Raw genomic sequence first — 18,090 nt, forward strand, 5'->3', positions numbered from 1 at the left:
ATTCGCATGAACCCTGCTGTACTGACCCAAGGCTCCGGAACGGAACCTGTCGTAAATCTGCAAGGAAGCACCACTCGATCCAGTCTCGATAGTACGTCTATCAAGGACACTCTCATGTCTCTGTTCAAACGTTCAGTCACTGAGTTGTTGGGTACGTTCTGGTTAGTGTTGGGCGGTTGCGGCAGTGCGGTCATTGCCGCGTCTTCACCCTTGGGAATCGGTGTGCTGGGGGTGGCCCTGGCCTTTGGTCTGACGGTGCTGACCATGGCGTTTGCCATCGGCCACATCAGCGGCTGTCATCTCAACCCGGCCGTGTCGGTCGGTCTGGTCGTCGGCGGTCGGTTCCCGGCCAAGGAACTGCCTGCCTACGTCATCGCCCAGGTGATCGGCGGGATTCTGGCAGCGGCCCTGCTCTACCACATCGCCAGCGGCAAGGAAGGCTTCGACATCGCCGCAGGCCTTGCCTCAAACGGTTATGGCGAGCACTCCCCGGGCAAATACTCGATGGCGTCCGGCTTCGTCACCGAGCTGGTGATGACCGCCATGTTCGTGGTGATCATCCTCGGCGCCACCGACAAACGCGCTCCGGCGGGACTGGCACCGATCGCCATCGGCCTGGCCCTGACGCTGATTCACCTGATCTCGATCCCGGTCACCAATACCTCGGTCAACCCCGCCCGCAGCACCGGCCCGGCGCTGATGGTCGGCGGCTGGGCCATCGCCCAGTTGTGGATGTTCTGGGTCGCGCCGCTGCTCGGTGCGGTGATTGGTGGCGTGATCTATCGCTGGTTAGGCAAGGAAGACAGCTGAGGGAGTCGGCGAGGATCAGGCTTGCCGATACGGCAAGGCGCTCCTCGCCTCTTCGGCATAGGCCAGGACACCGGCGCGCTCCTGGTGCAGGAAGTCTTTGACCGCTGCTTTCAAACCGGGATGACGCAGGTAATGCCAGGAATGGGTGATCACCGGTTCAAAGCCGCGAATCAGTTTGTGCTCGCCCTGGGCACCGGCATCGAAGCGCTGAAAACCCTGGGCAATCGCATAGTCCATGCCCTGATAGAAACAGGTCTCGAAGTGCAGCCGGTCGAACTCGGCCAGGCATCCCCAATAACGCCCGTAAAAGCTGTCGCCGCCCACCAGGCTGAACGCCATCGCCACCGGCCGTGAGCCCTGCCGGGCCAGTACCACGCGGATCGATTCCGGCATGCGCTCGGCCAGCAGGCTGAAGAATTCCCGGGTCAGGTAAGGTGCCTGCCGGCGTACCGCGTAGGTGTTGGCGTAACAGGCGTAGACAAAATCCCACTGCGTCTCGTCCAGTTCGCGGCCTTCCAGCCATTCGAACTCGAAGCCCTGTCCCGCCACTTGCTCGCGCTCCTTGCGCATCTGCTTGCGCTTGCGCGAGGCGAGCACGTCGAGGAAATCCTGAAAGTCGCGATAGCCGCGATTCTGCCAGTGGTACTGACAGCCGATGCGTTGCAGCCAGCCCGGCTGCTCGGCCATGGCGGCATCGGTAAACGCGTCGGTGAAGTTGATGTGGGCGCTGGAGAGTTCTTCGATTTCCAGATACCCCGGCAGGCTCTTGAGCAGCTCGAATCCGTCCTCGACATTCGCTGCCAACAACCGTGGGCCGCTGACCGGACTGAATGGCACCGCGCTCAAAAACTTGGGGTAGTAATCAATGCCGGCCCGAGCGCAGGCATCGGCCCAGCCGTGATCGAACACATATTCGCCGTAGGAGTGCCACTTACGATAACCGGGCAACGCGGCGATCACGCGCCCCGCTTCGACGTGCAGCAAATGCTCCGCTTGCCAGCCGGTGTGCGGGCCGACGCTGCCGCTGTCCTCCAGCGAAGCCAGGAAGGCGTGGCGCAGAAACGGCTGGTTTTGCGGGACCAGAACATCCCAGTCGGACGCTGGAATTTCCGACAGTTTATGCAGACGTTGCAGCGGCATTTTCCTCTCCACTTTCGGGCGTGAACGCCCGGCGAGTATCGCTGATCGGCGGGGCGTTGCCCACGTCCGATTACGCGACAGCGCTCTAAATCAATAGTTCACGGCAGCTTTGTATCGTCATCAACCTGCCATCATCGTGCCACTGCTCTGTCATAAACCATCGCGATACTGGCGCCTGTTTTTAGAGCGCCGGGTTCTACCCCCGGACACTGTTTTCCGACCGTCAAACCGTCGGTTGTGCCCAGGATGGTTCAGCCATCCCCTTCATCTTCGGAGATTGCTATGCGTCTTGCTTCCACGAAAACTGCGGCGGCCCTGTGCGGTGGCCTGTTGCTGGCCATGAGTGTTCCGGCCAGTGCCGCAGTCGACGCCAAACTGCTCGACATGCTCAAGGCTAACGGTTCGATTTCCCAGGCGCAGTACGTTGAACTGCAAACTGAACTGGCCAAGGATCAGAAGGCCCAGCAAATCGCGCAGCAGGCGCAGCAGGAGACCAACGAGCAAATCGCGGCGACCGCGAAGAAAACCAACGAACTCAGCAGTTTCGACCAGAAACTGGCCTGGGCCGCCAAGACCCAGTTCAAGGGTGACGTGCGTATCCGTCAGGAAACCATCAAGATCGATGGCGAGCCGAACAACGGCGGCCGCGACAAGGATCGCCAGCGCATCCGTGCCCGTCTGGGTGCGTACACCGAGATCAACCCGCAAGTCGACACCGGCATCCGTATCGCCACCGGCGGCGGCGACGACGCCCGTTCGACCAACCAGGACCAGGACAATTACTTCGACAAGAAGCAAATCTGGCTCGACCTGGGCTACATCGACTACCACCCGGATCAGATCAAGAACCTGCACATCATCGGCGGCAAAATGCTGCAACCGTGGGTGAGCATGGGCGACGTGATCTGGGACAGCGACATCAACCCGGAAGGTCTGGCCGTTACCTACAAGTATCCGTTGGGCAGCAGCGTCGAGCTGTTCGGCAGCCTGGGCAACTACAACCTCAAGGACAACGTCGACGGCGACGGCGTGCAATTCCGTCACGACCTGCGCCTGACCGCCGGCCAGTTGGGCAGCCGCTTCGCCATCACCGACAACCTGAAACTGACCCTGGGCGGCAGCGTCTACGCCTACCAGAACGACGAAGACAGCCGTTGCACCGGCACTTCCACGCCGTGCGCCCTGGCCGTCAACGGTAACTCGGCAGACAACGAATTCCGTCTGTACGAAGGCTTCAGCCAGGTCGACATCGGCGGCCTGCCAATGCCGCTGTCGTTCTACGGTCAGTACGTGAAGAACAACGATGCAGTGACCGATCAGGACACCGCGTGGCTGGTAGGTGCCAAGTCGAAAGTCTTCGGCCTGAACCTCGACTACAACTATCGTGACGTGCAGCGCAACGCGGTGGTCGGTGCCTTCACCGATTCGGACTTCGCCAACGGCACAACCGGTTCCCGTGGCCACAAGTTCAAGGTCGGCTACGACATCGACAAGAACTTCGCCATCGGTGCGACTTACTTCCTGACCAAGGCCGACTTCTCCAGCCGTACCCAGCGTGATGCAGACACCAACACCCTGCAGCTGGACGCGGAAGCGAAGTTCTAAGCAACCCGGCGACAGACTTCAAACGATGGGTTGTACATCCGCTTCCATCGTTTGAAGAGGCTTCAACAGACTGGCGCGGCCGCAGCGATCCCCATCATCCGTTCGCTGCGGTCGCGCCAGGCTGTGTTTTCAGGGACTGTCCTTGCGCCGCAGCGCTGCCAGCTGCTCTGCCAACGCGTCCACGCCCTCTTCAGGCTTTTGCGGCATCGCTCGCAACGTCGCCTGCATCAAACGCATCTGGCGAATGAACCGCCGGCAATTGCGGCAGAACATCAGGTGATGACGCACCATCAACTTCTCGCGAAAGCTCAACTGGCCATCGAGATAATCGCTGGATCGCGCCACTTGCTCCTTGCAGGTCAACATTCTCCCGTCTCCTCAAAATGCTCCACGGTCGCGAAGACCTTCAAGCGTGCCCTGTGCAGCAACACGCGGACATTGGAGAGCGAGATCTCCAGAAGATTACAGATTTCCTCCAGCTCCAGCCCCTGACGCTCGCGCAGCGTGAGCACACTGCTCTGAAGTTCGGAGAGACTGAGCAACGTATGCTCCAGACATTCACGCAGCTCGCCTTCGGTCAGCAATGCCTCGGGGGTGTCCTGGTGCCAGGCGAACGGTGCGACCAGCCAGTGGCCGTCGCCGGGAGAAAAGCGATCGTCGTCGATGGTGCCGTGGGGGGACGGCAGATCATCCAGCAACACTTCGCGACGATTGAGTTTGTAGCGGCTCTTGGCCGAGTTGGCGGTGATGGTCAGCAGCCATGTCTTGAGACTGGAGCGCCCCTCGAAACGGCCGATATTGCGCACCACCGACAGCCAGGCATCCTGCACCACTTCCTCGACATGGCGCTGGCCGACAATCGCGTAGGCCACCGCGCGCATGGGGCTTTGATAGGTGCTGACCAGTTCCTTGAAGGCTTTCTGTTCACCTGCCAACAACCGCTCGAGCAGTTGTGTGTCGTCAACCGCCATCCATCAATCCCCTTTTCCTGACTCCGAAAATGATAGCGGCAGGATCTCTCCTGCCGCCAGTTTCGAAAATTACAGCGTTCGCGCCGATTCGGATGTAGGAAACGTCAGCGCGATTAAGAGGAAATGAACTCGCTCTTAGCGTTTACGCAGAATCACGCTACCAATCGAGTAACCGGCACCGAACGAACTCAACACCGCCAGCGAACCGGCCGCCAGATCGTCCTGATATTTGTGGAACGCAATCACGGAACCGGCGGAGCTGGTGTTGGCGTAGGTGTCGAGAATCACCGGGGCTTCTTCTTCGGTGGCCTCGCGGCCCAGCAACTTGCGCACGATCAGGTGATTCATGCTCAGGTTGGCCTGGTGCAGCCAGAAGCGTTTTACGTCACCGACGTTGAGCTTGTTCTCTTCCAGATGTTCGCCGATCAGTTCGGCGACCATCGGGCAGACATCCTTGAACACCTTGCGGCCTTCCTGCACGAACAGTTTGTCGCGGGCGCCGATGCCCTCTTCCGCCGCGCGATTGAGGAAGCCGAAGTTGTTGCGGATGTTGTTGGAAAACTTGGTCAGCAGTTTGGTGCTGACCACGTCGAATTGGTGCTTGGAGGTGGCCAGATCGGCGCGCTCGATAATCACGGCGGTGGCCGCGTCACCGAAGATGAAGTGGCTGTCGCGGTCACGGAAGTTCAGGTGACCGGTGCAGACTTCCGGGTTGACCATCAGGATCGCCCGGGCCTGACCCAGTTGCACGGTGTTGGCCGCTTGCTGGATGCCGAAGGTCGCCGACGAGCAGGCCACGTTCATGTCGAAACCGAAACCCTGGATGCCCAGCGCTTCCTGGACTTCGATGGCGATGGCCGGGTAGGCGCGCTGCAGGTTGGAGCAGGCGACAATCACGCCGTCGATGTCGGCGGCGGTTTTGCCGGCACGTTGCAGGGCTTGTTCGGCAGCGCCGATGGCCATCTGGCAGAGCACCGACCATTCGTCGTTGGAACGCTCCGGCAGGCGTGGCGCCATGCGCGCAGGGTCGAGGATGCCGTCCTTGTCCATGACAAAGCGGCTCTTGATGCCGGAAGCTTTTTCGATGAACGCGGCGCTGGACTCGGTCAGGGCCTGGACTTCGCCGTTGGCGATGGCTTCGGCGTTGTCCGCATTGAACTGGGCGACGTAGGTATTGAAAGACTGCACCAGCTCTTCGTTGGAGATGCTGTTGGCCGGGGTGTACAGGCCGGTGCCGCTGATGACGACGTTATGCATGGTCGTTTCTCTAATCTGTTCAGGCAGAAAGTGCTGGCACCGACGTGCCAACACGCAAAGGGTCCATTCCCGTATCAGGGACGCAAAAACCTGGCATCGCTTTATTCCGACCTCGCCCGCAGTTGAGAAGGCTCAAAACCGCGGGGCCGGCGTTTATAGGCGCGAAGTTTGCCATAAACCTTGGCTTTTGGCGCCTTTTGCTGATCGTTCCCACGCTCCGCGTGGGAATGCAGCCAGGGACGCTCCGCGTCCCAAAAGCGGACGCAGAGCGTCCGGGGAAGCGCTACCACGCAGAGCGTGGGAGCGATCAGGCACTCGCTAGGGTTCCACCTGCGTCCATTGCTTGTTGAGCCGCTTGTCGGAGATCGGTACTTTCGTCCCCAACTGCTGGGCGAACAGCGAAACCCGGTACTCCTCCAGCCACCAGCGATACAGCTCAAGCTGCGGATCGCGTTTGCCTTCCTGGGCATGCTTGGCAGCGCGGGTCTGGTATTGCGTCCAGAGCCCGGCAAGCTCGCCGCTCCAGACCCGATCCTTCTGCACCTGCGCGCCCAGCTTCTCGAAACGCTGCTCGACCGCTTTCAGGTAACGCGGCAACTCCTTGAGCCACAGCATCGGCGTTTCCCGGACGAAGCCCGGATACACCAGATGACTGAGCTGCTGCTTGATGTCGTTAAGCGCCACCGCCTGAGCCAGGTCGATCTTGCCCTTGAAGCGTTTTTGCAGACCGTGCCAGAGCTTGAGGATTTCCAGCGTCAGGCGTGCCACGCGCTCGGCGTGTTCGGTCCAGCTGCCGCGCTTGCGCTCGGCCAGTGCCGCCAGACCTGCGCCATCACGCGGCAACGGGTCTTCGCCCTCGAGAATGCAGCTGTCGAGGCTGGCCAACAGAATGTCTTCCACCAGCGCATCGACCCGCCCCAGTTCGCGGTACAGCAGGCCCAGTTCGGTCAGGCCCGGCAACTTGCCGCGCAGGAACTTCGCCGGTTCGGCCAGTTGCTGCAGCAGCAGACGTTGCAAGGCGCGGCGATGCTGGAATTCGGCTTCGGCCGGTGTCGAGAAACGACCTTCCTTGACCGTACCGCCCTCTTCCACCAGCGCCGGATAGACCGTCATCGACAGCCCGGCGATCTTCTGCTGAGTCTTTTCCGCCACCGGCGCGAAGACCTTGGCCTCCACCGGTTGCTGGCTCTTCGCACTTTGCGGCACGGCCAACGCGGCCTGGCTGGCTTCGGCGAAACGTGCAGTGAGTTCGGCCAGATCCCGGCCTTCGCCAAGGAACTTGCCTTGCCCGTCGACGATTTCCAGGTTCATCCGCAGGTGGCTTTCGACCTGCTGCGCCGCTTCCGCCCAGGCCTCATCGCTGACCCGCGCGCCGGTCATGCGCAGCAGTTCGCGGCCCAGCGCTTGCGGCAACGAACCTTCGGCGAAGGTCATGCGTTGCAGCGCGGCCTTGATGAAGTCCGGCACCGGCACGAAGTTTTTTCGCAAAGCCTTGGGCAGGTTGCGCACCAGCGCGATGCACTTGGCCTCGATCAGCCCCGGCACCAGCCATTCCAGGCGCTCCGGCGGCAGCATCGGCAACAGCGGCGCCGGCACACGCAAGGTCACGCCGTCACGCGGGTGATTCGGTTCGAAGTGGTAACTCAGCGCCAGTTCCAGATCGCCGATGTGCAGCGTGTCAGGATAATGCTGGGCGGTGACTTCGCTGGCTTCGCGGGCCAGCACGTCTTCCTCGCGCATGATCAGCAGTTGCGGATCTTTCTGGCTGTTGACCCGATACCAGCTGTCGAACGTCGCGGTCTGGTGGATCTCCGCCGGCAGTCGCGCGTCGTAGAACGCGTAGAGGGTTTCCTCGTCGGCCAGAATGTCCCGACGACGAGCCTTGGCTTCCAGTTCGTCGAGTTGTTCGAGCAATTGCTTGTTGGCAGTCAGGCATTTGGCCCGGGACTGAATCTCGCCGCGCACCAGACCTTCGCGGATGAACAGTTCTCGCGAGACCACCGGGTCCACCGGCCCGTAATGCACCGGTCGACGACCGACCACGATCAGGCCGAACAGGGTGATCTGTTCGAACGCCACGACCTGGCCGCGCTTTTTCTCCCAGTGCGGTTCGAAGTGGTTTTTCTTGATCAGGTGCCCGGCCAGCGGCTCGATCCAGTCGGCGTCGATCTTCGCCACCATCCGCGCATAAAGCTTGGTGGTTTCCACCAGTTCGGCGGTCATCACCCACTGCGGGCGTTTCTTGCCGATGCCTGACGACGGGTGAATCCAGAACCGCCGCTGACGGGCGCCAAGATAGTCGCCGTCCTCGGTTTTCTGGCCGATCTGGCTGAGCAGGCCGACCAGCACCGCTTTGTGCAATTTCGGATAATCCGCCGGTTCTTTGTTCAGGCTCAGCTGCAAGTCGCGGCAGATCAGGCTCAACTGACGGTGGGAATCGCGCCACTCGCGCAGGCGCAGGTAGTTGAGGAAATTCTTGCGGCACCAGTTGCGCAGCGGGCTGGCGGTCAGCGCCTGGCGCTGCTCTTCAAAACCGCGCCACAGATTGACCAGCCCGGCGAAGTCCGAATCGGCGTCCTTCCACTGAGCGTGGGCCTGGTCAGCGGCCTGCTGACGCTCCGGCGGACGCTCGCGCGGATCCTGAATCGACATGGCGCTGGCGACGATCAGCACTTCCTGCAGGCTGCCGAGTTTGGCCGCTTCCAGCAGCATGCGGCCCATGCGCGGATCCACCGGCAGACGCGCCAGCTGACGGCCGAGCGGGGTCAACTGACTGTTGCGATCCACCGCCGAGAGTTCTTGCAGCAGGTTGAAACCGTCGCTGATCGCCTTGCCGTCCGGCGGCTCGATGAACGGGAAATCGGTGATCTCGCCGAGGCGCAGATGGAGCATCTGCAGGATTACCGCCGCGAGGTTGGTGCGCAGGATTTCCGGATCGGTGAATTCCGGGCGACCGAGGAAATCCTCTTCGCTGTACAAGCGCACGCAGATACCCGGCTCGACCCGGCCGCAACGACCTTTACGCTGGTTGGCACTGGCCTGGGAAATCGCTTCGATCGGCAGTCGCTGGACCTTGGCGCGGTAGCTGTAGCGGCTGATGCGCGCGGTGCCGCTGTCGATCACGTAACGGATGCCCGGCACGGTCAGGGAAGTTTCGGCAACGTTGGTCGCCAGCACCACGCGACGCCCCGGATGGGACTGGAAGATCCGCTGCTGCTCGGCCGGCGACAGGCGCGCGTACAACGGCAGGATTTCGGTGTGTTTGAGCTGGGCCTTGCGCAGCATGTCGGCGGCGTCGCGGATCTCGCGCTCGCCGGGCAGGAACACCAGCACATCACCGGGACTGCGGCGCTCGCTGCGCTCATAGGCGGCGATTTCGTCGAGGGTGGCGAGGATCGCCTGATCGACAGTCAGGTCGTCCTCGACGCGGTTGCCTTCTTCGTCCTGCTCGAGCGTCAGCGGGCGATACCAGGTTTCAACCGGGAAGGTGCGGCCGGACACTTCGACAATCGGCGCATCGTCGAAATGCTTGGAGAAGCGCTCCAGATCGATGGTCGCCGAAGTGATGATGACTTTCAGATCCGGGCGACGCGGCAGCAGGGTTTTCAGGTAACCGAGCAGGAAGTCGATGTTGAGGCTGCGTTCGTGGGCTTCGTCGACGATGATCGTGTCGTAGCGTTCGAGGTAGCGATCGTTCTGGGTTTCCGCCAGCAGGATGCCGTCGGTCATCAGTTTGATCAGGGTATTGGAATCGCTCTGGTCTTCGAAGCGCACCTGATAGCCGACCAGCGCGCCCAGCGGCGTGCCGAGTTCTTCAGCGACCCGGCTGGCCACGCTGCGCGCTGCGATCCGCCGAGGCTGGGTGTGGCCGATCAAACCGTGCTGGCCGCGACCGATTTCCAGGCAGATTTTCGGCAACTGGGTAGTTTTGCCCGAGCCGGTTTCACCGGCGATGATCAGCACCTGATGCTTTTCCAGGGCCTTCTTGATTTCGTCACGCTTGGCCGCAATCGGCAGGCTGTCGTCGTAACGGATCACCGGCAGGCTGGCCTTGCGCGCCAGCACCTGATCGCAGGACGCCTGCATGCGCGCCACCCACTGGGCCAGCTTGGCCTCGTCGGGTTTCTTGCGCAGCTCAAGCAACTGCCGCCGCAGCCGGTGGCGGTCGGCGAGCATGGCGTGATCGAGGTTTTTCAGCAGTTTGTCGATGGAGGGCGATTCGTCGGTCATCGGGTACGCAATTCGGTCGTCTAGTGGCGCAAGGACGCGATTGTCGCAGAAAAGCAGCTACAAGCGGCAAGCTACAAGCCGCAAGTTGAATGCGGTCTTTGACTTGAGGCTTGTAGCTTGCGGCTCGCGGCTGCTTTATTCGTTATCAAGGCCCTTTCGCCGATATGGAAAGACATCGATGACTTTCCCCGCCCGAATCGCCTCCTGCAATCCCTTCCAGTAATCGGCGTTGTACAACTCGCCATGCAACTGATCGAACAGCTTGCGCTGCGCTGCATCGGCAAACAGGAACGGCGGAAATTCCTCGGGAAACACATCCAGAGGCCCGATCGAATACCAAGGCTCGGAGGCCATTTCGTCCTCCGGCGTACGCGGTGCCGGAATGTGGCGGAAGTTGGCTTCGGTGAGAAAGCAGATCTCGTCGTAGTCGTAGAACACCACCCGGCCATGGCGGGTGACGCCGAAGTTCTTCAGCAGCATGTCGCCGGGAAAGATGTTGGCCGCCGCCAGTTGCTTGATCGCCAGCCCGTAATCCTCCAGCGCTTCGCGCACCTGGGCTTCGTTGGCGTTATCCAGATAGAGGTTGAGCGGGGTCATCCGGCGCTCGGTCCAGCAGTGGCGGATCAGCACGGTTTCACCTTCCAGCGACACCGTGGACGGCGCGACTTCCAGCAGCTCCGCCAGGCACGCCGGCTCGAATTTGCTCAGGGGAAAACGGAAGTCGGCGAATTCCTGGGTATCGGCCATGCGCCCTACCCGGTCGACGCTTTTCACCAATCGATACTTCTCGATCACCGTGGCGCGGTCGACGTTTTTCGACGGCGAGAACCTGTCCTTGATGATCTTGAACACGGTGTTGAAGCCCGGCAGCGTGAACACGCTCATGACCATGCCGCGCACGCCCGGCGCCATGATGAACTGGTCATCGGTGTTGGCCAGGTGATTGATCAGGGCGCGGTAGAACTCCGATTTGCCGTGCTTGTAGAAACCGATCGAGGTGTACAGCTCGGCGATGTGCTTGCCCGGCAGGATGCGTTTGAGGAAACCGATGAACTCCGCCGGCACCGGCACATCCACCATGAAATACGAACGGGTGAAGGAGAAGATGATCGACACCTCCGCTTCGTCGGTGATCAATGCGTCGATCTGAATCCCGCGCCCTTCGCGGTGCAGCAGCGGAATCACCAGCGGCCACTGATCGTCGTTGGTGTAGATCCGCCCGACCAGGTACGCGCCCTTGTTGCGGTACAGCACCGAGGAAAACAGCTCGACGCTCAGTTCCGGGTCCTTGCACACCCAGTCCGGCAGGTTCTCGCGCAGTTGCGCTTCCAGGCGATGCAAGTCACCGGGCAGATCGGCGTAGGCCTCGTTGAAGCGATAATCGGCAAAGATGCTCGCAAGCATGCCCGAGATCTGCCCTTGGGGCTTGTAGGTGCGGGTCTGTGCGGCCCTTGCGCGGCGCAGGCTCGGGCGCGTGGTGTGGATGAACATGCAGCCGTCGCTGATCAGGTCGTGGCTGAACAGGCCGCAGAAAATCGAGTTGTACCAGGTCTCGGACAGTTCATCGTCGAAGCGCAGGTCGATGATGCTGATGTAGGCGCTTTTCACCAGCGGCCAGCAGGTGACGTCCATCAAGGTGTCCGGCTCGAAGTACTCGCGCAGACGGGCGACGGTTTCACCGACCTTTTCTTCGTAGAGGTTGATCCGCGCCGCCGACGCCGTTTGCGTGTCCTGCCAGCGGGCCTGCTCGAAGCGCTCCCGGGCGCCGTCGGTGATCCGCCGGAAATGCTCGCGGTAATCGTCAAAGCCATCGAGGATCAGACGGGCGATGTCGGTGGCTGGCCATTGCTGCGGCATAGATGAGACCTCTGCGGGAATTGGAGAATCTGTGCTCGAAGGCCTGAGCTTAGCCACGGAAGCGGGCGCAGGAGAAGCGCAATTTCTGCCAAATGCTCTTGCGGGTTGTACAGCGACACAGTTTTTATCAAAGTTTTTTTAATCGACCGTTCGGTCAATAAATACCCACTTCGGTTCCCCCCACCACTGGGCGCCAGCCCGCGTCTTCTCTGGGTTTCGGATCCAATTCAGCGGCGACATCTCTAGCCCGCGCTTTTGCCCGAGTTGTTCATGCCTGCCCATTCCCGTCAGCGACTGGCCTTACCAAGATAGTGGCACTTTGATATACACCCCGCCATCACCCGCCTCACAACAAGATCCTCGGCCCACGAGGACGACCTCTCCCCCAATCCCCAAGGAGCACATTGATGTCTATCCGGAATCTGCGCATCGGTTTGCGCGCCAGTTTGTGTTTTGCCGTTCTGGCCTGTCTGCTGCTGGTGGTCGGCCTGTTTGGTCTGGGCCAGATGAAAACCTTGCGCGAGAGCGCGGCGGTGATCGAGGAATCGTGGATGCCCAGCATCGAAAGCATCCATGACGCAGCGGCGAACATTGCCAGTATTCGTCTCGAATCCCTGCGCCTGATCACCAGTACTCAGGCTGCCGTTCGCGAACGCAGCAAGGGCCTTCTCACGGCGCAACGTCAGGAATTGCTCAAGCGCCTCGACGATCACAAGGCCCTGATTGCCAACGATCAGGAACGGGCGATGCTGGAAGGCTTGGGCGCCGACACCGCCAAGTACCTGAGCATCCTCGACCAGATCATCAAACAGCTTGATGCCGGACAAAACGAACAAGCCTACGCGCGCCTGAGCACTGAACTGGCGCCCCAGGGCACGGTGCTCGACAAGACGCTGGAGCAAATGATCAGCCTCAATCAGCAAGGTGCGGATGCCGCCGCCAAGTCCGCGGCGGCGATGTACCAGCAGGCGCTGTGGATCGTCGCCACGATCATCGTTATCGCCCTGATTGCCACGTTGTTGCTGGCCTGGTTGCTGACACGCAGCATCACCACGCCGATCAATCAGGCGCTGAACGTCGCACGGCGGATTGCTTCGGGAGACCTCAGCGGTCGCATCGACAGCGACGGTCGTGATGAAGCGGCGCAGTTGCTCACGGCTCTGGCCGAGATGCAGGGCAATCTGCGTTCGACCATTCGCGGCATCAGCGAGTCGGCCCAGCAACTGGCCTCCGCCGCCGAGGAAATGAGTTCGGTGATGGAACAGAGCACCCGCGGCCTGCAACAGCAAAATGACCAGATCGAGCAGGCCGCCACGGCGGTCACCGAGATGAGCACGGCGGTGGATGAAGTGGCCGCCAATGCGGTGTCCAGTGCCCAGGCCTCCGAAGCGTCGAACGAGGACAGCAAGCACGGGCATGTGCAGGTCAGCGAGACCATCAGCTCGATTCAGGAACTGGTCAGCGCCGTGCTCGGCGCATCCGAACAGGCCGAGGGCCTTGCGACTCAGGCTCAAGACATCAGCAAGGTGCTGGAGGTGATTCGCGGCATCGCCGGGCAGACCAACCTGCTGGCTCTGAACGCTGCGATTGAAGCCGCGCGCGCCGGCGAGGCCGGACGTGGCTTCGCAGTGGTTGCCGATGAAGTCCGTTCGCTGGCCCAGCGCACGCAGAACTCCACCGAAGAAATCGAGCTGATGATCAGCAGCATTCAGCAAGGCACCAGTGCCACCGTCGGCGCCTTGCAAAACAGCGCCGAGCAGGCCAGCCACACCCTGCGCCGGGCCAACAGCGCCGGCCAGGCTCTGGAGAAAATCACCGCGTCGATTTCGCAGATCAACCAGCGCAACCTGGTGATCGCCAGCGCCGCCGAGCAACAGGCGCTGGTGGCCCGGGAAGTCGACGAAAACCTGGTGACCATCCGCGATCTGTCGACCCAGACTGCTGCCGGCGCCACCCAGACGTCTGCCGCCAGTCAGGAACTGTCGCGCCTGGCCGTCGACCTGAACGCACTGGTCACGCGCTTCGTGATCTGATCAGACAATTAAATGCCCGATTAGCGGTTGCCATCGCCGGGGCCCTCGGCAACACTCTCGTCCCGATCAAGGAAGGAGTGGCCCGTGAGCCCTGTCGATATTTTCCGCATGTTGTCGCTGGCTGCCATCTGGGGCGCGAGCTTCCTGTTCATGCGCATCATCGCTCCCGCGATCGGTACGGTTCCGACCGGATTCTTCCGCGTTTCAATCGCCGCCGTCGGCTTGCTGGTGATCCTCGGGCTGATGCGCATCAGCTGGGATTTCAAAGGCAAGCTCAAGACTGTGATGTTGCTCGGCGTGATCAACTCCGGCGTGCCGGCGACGCTGTATTCGGTCGCCGCCCAGGTGCTTCCGGCCGGGTACTCCGCAATCTTCAATGCCACCACGCCGTTGATGGGCGTGTTGATCGGCGGGTTGTTCTTCAGTGAAAAACTCACGCTGGCCAAACTCGCCGGGGTGTTCCTCGGCCTGCTCGGGGTGGGCGTGCTGACCCGCGCCGGCCCGGTCGCGTTCGATCTGCACCTGCTGATGGGCGCGGTCGCCTGCCTGCTCGCGACCACCTGCTACGGCTTCGCCGGGTTTCTCGCCCGACGCTGGCTGGATCAGGCCGGCGGGCTCGACAGTCGTCTGTCGGCGCTGGGCAGCATGCTCGGTGCGACCCTGTTTCTGTTGCCGCTGTTCGGTTACAGCGTCATCACTGCGCCGCCGGTGAGCTGGGGTGGCTGGAATGTCTGGCTGTCGCTGTTGGGCCTTGGGCTGGGCTGCACTGCGTTTGCCTACATCATTTACTTCCGCCTGCTGAGTTCCATCGGGCCGGTGAAATCGATGACCGTGACCTTCATGATTCCGCCATTCGGCGTATTGTGGGGGGCGCTGTTTCTCGATGAGCCGCTGTCGATGGCCCACTTGTATGGCGGGGTATTGATCGCCATTGCGCTGTGGCTGGTGCTGAAACCCGCTGTGGTGAAACCGGCAGAAATCGCCACTCGCTGATTCACAGATGCACAAAGGCCCGGGAGTTTCCTCCCGGGCCTTTTTCATGCGCGGCTATTAGGCCGATTTACGGAACACGAACACCAGACCGACGATGATCAACAGCATCCCCAGCACGCTCAACGCCGCCAGGCGATTGCCGAAGATCAAGTAGTCCATCACCGCCGTCACGGCCGGCACCAGATAGAACAGGCTGGTGACATTCACCAGATTGCCCCGGGCGATCAGTCGATACAGCAGCAACGTCGCCAGCACGGAAACCACCAGCCCCATCCACAACACCGGCACGATGAAGCCGGCGCTGTGCTCGAAGTGGAACGGCTGAAACGGCACGAAAACCCCGCACAGCAGCAGCCCCGCCAGATACTGCACCGGCAGCGTGCCGAGGGGATTGTCAGTGATGCGCTTCTGCATGATCGAGCCGAAGGTCATGCTCGCCAGCGCCAGCAGCCCGAACAACATCCCCGCCAGCGACATTCCGGCCAGACCGATGCCCTGGTAGACCACCATGATCAACCCGGCCAATCCCAACGCCAGCCCAAACATCCGGCTCGCCGAGCGCTGCCGCTCCATGATCACCACCGTGAGAATCGGCTGCACGCCCATGATGGTCGCCATCACCCCGGGCGTGACCTTAAGGTCCAGCGCCAGCAGATAGAAAATCTGATAAGCCCCCAACAACACCACCCCGGTGGCCATCGCATACAGCATCGGCTTGCCGCCCTTGGGCAGTTTCAACTTGAGCAACGGTGCCAGCAGCACCAACCCGCACAGGGCAATCACAAAACGGATCAGCAGAAAGGCAAAAGGCGAAGCGTGGGCGAGCCCCCACTTGGAGAAGATCGCCCCGCTGCTCCACAGCAGAACGAACAGGCTCGTGGACGCCGCCGCGAGCGCGGATTTTTTCGAAAGGACAAACATGAATACCACCTGTAGTCAGGCAAATAGCCAACTCAGCCGAAGCTGAAATTCAGTAGGTTTTTTCAGGCGGGCACAGGGGTCAGCAGCAAACGCTGATCAGCCCGAAATACCAACGCCCGGCGGTGATACGACTGCGCACACCGGCGTGCTACTGACAGGTGGAGGGTAATGACTGATCTGCACAGGCTGCTGATTCCCGCACGGCACGACGCCAGCGTTAAGCGCTGAATCGACTACCGCGTTGATGAGGGATGCAGGCATCTGGGCTGATCTTTTTTGAAGGGTTGAAAGGTGAGTCATACGACTCACGAGCGCCGACTATAACCAGCCCGCGACATGGATTGCAACGACTTGGACAAAGGGCCAGTAGCGACAGGCAGGAGGCAGGCGCATAGGCTCGTTTGCAATTGCAACGACCATTGATGGGGGACATGGAATGCGCGAGATCATATGCCAAGGGAACGGAATCATCTGCGGTATCAGTTGTACAAATCGCAAGCCAGGAAGCTTGCCCGCCTTGCCACGACTCAACTCCAGATTGATTTGGAGATGGCCGGTCCCACAACGCTTGACCTTTCGAAAGTACGTTTCGAACCCATCGACTCGTTGGCGCTGAGTGCTTTTGAGTGTTGGGAGAGCCCACATTTTTCATGGGAAGAAGTCATTGGATGGAAAGCGCGCGAACCTCTCGCTCTCGACATCGCAATCTGGTTTGAATCTGAACTGTGCGGACTTTGCTTCGCCAACCCGAATAAAAGTCGACAACGCATCCGAATCGTACGACTGGAGGGGCGGCCAAGAGAAACACATCCATTGAAAAACCGTGTTGCACCGCTATCCGTTCTGGCAATTGAGCAATACGCCCGCATCATTGGCAGTAGCTTGATCGAGGCTCAAGAACCATTCCAGGGAGCAATACCAATTTACGAACAACTCGGCTTCGGTTTGGATAACGAGGGTCGCCTTGTCAAAACAGTAGGGAGCCTAGTATTGTGAAAAACGCTCAAATATTGATCAACCACGGTGTGAATATGCGCAAAGAAATAAAAAAATCCCCCAGAAAGAAAAAAGCGCATGCAATAAGGGGTGAATCTGATCCGGCGGTTCTGACAGCCAGTCAAAGACGGCTCTTACAGATCATTGCAACCGGCACCGCTATCGATGAACCAAGCTTACTTGCTGGCCGTCCCTGATTCCGAAAACAAAAAACCGCTCAAACGAGCGGTTTTTTATGCTTTTAATTCCAGCCTCAACCAAACAGCCAATACCCCAGCAACGTCAACACCACCACCGCCAGCACCGGCCGCATTACGCGGTAGGCCTTTGGATTGCGGCGTTTCCACTGTTTGACCCCACCGCTGAACTTGTCGCTGAAGTTCTTGCTCCAGGCGTAAGCCTGGTTGATCCCGCCAACACGCTCGTCGTCGAGGTTCTGCGGTGCCGTGGCACGGCCCAGCCAGGCGCTGATGAAGCGGTTGATGCGAGTCATGAGGCGATTGCTCAGCGGACGCTCGATGTCGCAGAACAGGATGACGCGGGTCTTGTCGGTTTCGTTCTTGACCCAATGCACGTAGGTCTCGTCGAACATCACGTCTTCACCGTCGCGCCAGGCGTAGACCTGACCGTCGACGAAGATTCGGCAATCGTCGGAGTTTGGCGTTGACAGACCAAGGTGATAACGCAGGGAACCAGCGAACGGATCGCGGTGCGGGTTCAAATGGCTGCCGCCCGGCAACAGCGCGAACATCGCGCCTTTGACGTTGGGGATGGCACTGACCAGCGCCACGGTTTTCGGGCACAGGGTTTCGGCCGATGGCAGAGGTTTGTCGTACCACTTGAGGTAGAAACGCTTCCAGCCCTTTTTGAAGAACGAGCCGAAACCGGCGTCGTTGTTCTTCTCGGCGGCGCGAATATAACCCTCGTCGAACAGATGCATGGCTTCGTCGCGAATGGTTTCCCAGTTATCACGCAACACGTCCAGCTCCGGAAACTTGCTGCGATCCAGATATGGTTTGGATGGCACGCCCGAGAACAGGTACATCAAGGCGTTATAAGGGGCGAACAGCGCCGAGTGGTTGACGAACTGCCGCAGCACCGGCAAACGCGCCTTGCCGCGCAAATGCACGTAGAGGATGCTGCCCACAAACAGCAGCAACACCGACACCTTGGCGGCTAACGAAAAGGTCATCAACAACTCCTTGAAATAAGACAACGCCACGCCATGTCATTTACCCGAGATGGCGGCCGGCCATGATAAACACTACCGGCTCCGG

Annotated in this window: 14 protein-coding genes; 6 read left to right on the forward strand and 8 right to left on the reverse strand. The window is 60.6% G+C overall.

Translation table 11 applies throughout. The annotated features are described in order from the left end of the window. Positions 1–114: 114 nt before the first annotated feature. Complete coding sequence (gene aqpZ / locus AC07Y2_RS13875) at positions 115–810, forward strand: aquaporin Z (protein WP_103385764.1); 696 nt, start codon at positions 115–117, stop codon at positions 808–810. Positions 811–825: 15 nt separating this feature from the next. On the opposite strand, the gene AC07Y2_RS13880 is transcribed toward aqpZ, so the two are convergent. Further along, complete coding sequence (locus tag AC07Y2_RS13880) at positions 826–1,950, reverse strand: GNAT family N-acetyltransferase (protein WP_103385765.1); 1,125 nt, start codon at positions 1,948–1,950, stop codon at positions 826–828. A 282-nt stretch (positions 1,951–2,232) separates the two neighbouring features. Between AC07Y2_RS13880 and AC07Y2_RS13885 the strand changes: the two genes are divergently transcribed. Further along, a complete protein-coding gene (locus AC07Y2_RS13885) occupies positions 2,233–3,555 on the forward strand; it encodes a putative porin (RefSeq protein ID WP_039772596.1) in 1,323 nt (440 codons plus the stop codon). Positions 3,556–3,684: 129 nt separating this feature from the next. On the opposite strand, the gene AC07Y2_RS13890 is transcribed toward AC07Y2_RS13885, so the two are convergent. From AC07Y2_RS13890 to aceK, 5 genes are all read right to left on the reverse strand, one after another. Continuing rightward, complete coding sequence (locus tag AC07Y2_RS13890) at positions 3,685–3,921, reverse strand: anti-sigma factor family protein (protein ID WP_039772598.1); 237 nt, start codon at positions 3,919–3,921, stop codon at positions 3,685–3,687. Then, positions 3,915–4,526, reverse strand: a complete 612-nt coding sequence (locus AC07Y2_RS13895; RefSeq protein ID WP_039772600.1) for an RNA polymerase sigma factor — start codon at positions 4,524–4,526, stop codon at positions 3,915–3,917. The genes AC07Y2_RS13890 and AC07Y2_RS13895 overlap by 7 nt, the downstream gene beginning before the upstream one ends. Before the next feature lie 135 nt (positions 4,527–4,661). Next, on the reverse strand, positions 4,662–5,783 hold the full coding sequence (locus AC07Y2_RS13900) for a beta-ketoacyl-ACP synthase III (RefSeq protein ID WP_039772601.1): 1,122 nt from the start codon (positions 5,781–5,783) through the stop codon (positions 4,662–4,664). Positions 5,784–6,101: 318 nt separating this feature from the next. Continuing rightward, entirely contained in the window at positions 6,102–10,013 is a 3,912-nt protein-coding gene (hrpA, locus tag AC07Y2_RS13905; protein WP_103385766.1) for an ATP-dependent RNA helicase HrpA, read from the reverse strand. 135 nt (positions 10,014–10,148) lie between these two features. After that, positions 10,149–11,870 carry a bifunctional isocitrate dehydrogenase kinase/phosphatase gene (gene aceK, locus AC07Y2_RS13910; protein ID WP_103385767.1) on the reverse strand — a complete coding sequence of 574 codons (1,722 nt, stop codon included), beginning with the start codon at positions 11,868–11,870 and terminating at the stop codon, positions 10,149–10,151. A gap of 407 nt (positions 11,871–12,277) precedes the next feature. On the opposite strand from aceK, the gene AC07Y2_RS13915 reads away from it, so the two are divergent. Both AC07Y2_RS13915 and AC07Y2_RS13920 read left to right on the forward strand, forming a co-directional pair. Beyond that, complete coding sequence (locus AC07Y2_RS13915; RefSeq protein WP_103385768.1) at positions 12,278–13,903, forward strand: methyl-accepting chemotaxis protein; 1,626 nt, start codon at positions 12,278–12,280, stop codon at positions 13,901–13,903. An 84-nt stretch (positions 13,904–13,987) separates the two neighbouring features. Further along, positions 13,988–14,896, forward strand: a complete 909-nt coding sequence (locus AC07Y2_RS13920; RefSeq protein ID WP_074691112.1) for a DMT family transporter — start codon at positions 13,988–13,990, stop codon at positions 14,894–14,896. Between the two features lie 57 nt (positions 14,897–14,953). Here AC07Y2_RS13920 and AC07Y2_RS13925 read toward each other — a convergent pair whose 3' ends face one another. Further along, complete coding sequence (locus tag AC07Y2_RS13925; protein ID WP_085666757.1) at positions 14,954–15,817, reverse strand: DMT family transporter; 864 nt, start codon at positions 15,815–15,817, stop codon at positions 14,954–14,956. A 450-nt stretch (positions 15,818–16,267) separates the two neighbouring features. Between AC07Y2_RS13925 and AC07Y2_RS13930 the strand changes: the two genes are divergently transcribed. After that, complete coding sequence (locus tag AC07Y2_RS13930) at positions 16,268–16,813, forward strand: hypothetical protein (protein WP_039772608.1); 546 nt, start codon at positions 16,268–16,270, stop codon at positions 16,811–16,813. Further along, positions 16,810–17,010, forward strand: coding sequence for a hypothetical protein (locus AC07Y2_RS13935; protein ID WP_074691111.1), 201 nt, complete (start codon positions 16,810–16,812; stop codon positions 17,008–17,010). Before AC07Y2_RS13930 ends, AC07Y2_RS13935 begins: the two co-directional genes overlap by 4 nt. 56 nt (positions 17,011–17,066) lie before the next feature. On the opposite strand, the gene AC07Y2_RS13940 is transcribed toward AC07Y2_RS13935, so the two are convergent. After that, positions 17,067–18,005 carry an aspartyl/asparaginyl beta-hydroxylase domain-containing protein gene (locus AC07Y2_RS13940; protein ID WP_085747194.1) on the reverse strand — a complete coding sequence of 313 codons (939 nt, stop codon included), beginning with the start codon at positions 18,003–18,005 and terminating at the stop codon, positions 17,067–17,069. Between the last annotated feature and the right edge of the window lie 85 nt (positions 18,006–18,090).

The sequence above is a fragment of the Pseudomonas sp. GW456-12-1-14-TSB6 genome, from assembly GCF_059424205.1.

Coding starts and splice junctions, on each gene's coding strand:
- aqpZ (WP_103385764.1), top strand. CDS start 115: ATGTCTCTGTTCAAACGTTCAGTCACTGAGTTGTTGGGTACGTTCTGG.
- AC07Y2_RS13880 (WP_103385765.1), bottom strand. CDS start 1,950: ATGCCGCTGCAACGTCTGCATAAACTGTCGGAAATTCCAGCGTCCGAC.
- AC07Y2_RS13885 (WP_039772596.1), top strand. CDS start 2,233: ATGCGTCTTGCTTCCACGAAAACTGCGGCGGCCCTGTGCGGTGGCCTG.
- AC07Y2_RS13890 (WP_039772598.1), bottom strand. CDS start 3,921: ATGTTGACCTGCAAGGAGCAAGTGGCGCGATCCAGCGATTATCTCGAT.
- AC07Y2_RS13895 (WP_039772600.1), bottom strand. CDS start 4,526: ATGGCGGTTGACGACACACAACTGCTCGAGCGGTTGTTGGCAGGTGAA.
- AC07Y2_RS13900 (WP_039772601.1), bottom strand. CDS start 5,783: ATGCATAACGTCGTCATCAGCGGCACCGGCCTGTACACCCCGGCCAAC.
- hrpA (WP_103385766.1), bottom strand. CDS start 10,013: ATGACCGACGAATCGCCCTCCATCGACAAACTGCTGAAAAACCTCGAT.
- aceK (WP_103385767.1), bottom strand. CDS start 11,870: ATGCCGCAGCAATGGCCAGCCACCGACATCGCCCGTCTGATCCTCGAT.
- AC07Y2_RS13915 (WP_103385768.1), top strand. CDS start 12,278: ATGTCTATCCGGAATCTGCGCATCGGTTTGCGCGCCAGTTTGTGTTTT.
- AC07Y2_RS13925 (WP_085666757.1), bottom strand. CDS start 15,817: ATGTTTGTCCTTTCGAAAAAATCCGCGCTCGCGGCGGCGTCCACGAGC.
- AC07Y2_RS13930 (WP_039772608.1), top strand. CDS start 16,268: ATGCCAAGGGAACGGAATCATCTGCGGTATCAGTTGTACAAATCGCAA.
- AC07Y2_RS13940 (WP_085747194.1), bottom strand. CDS start 18,005: ATGACCTTTTCGTTAGCCGCCAAGGTGTCGGTGTTGCTGCTGTTTGTG.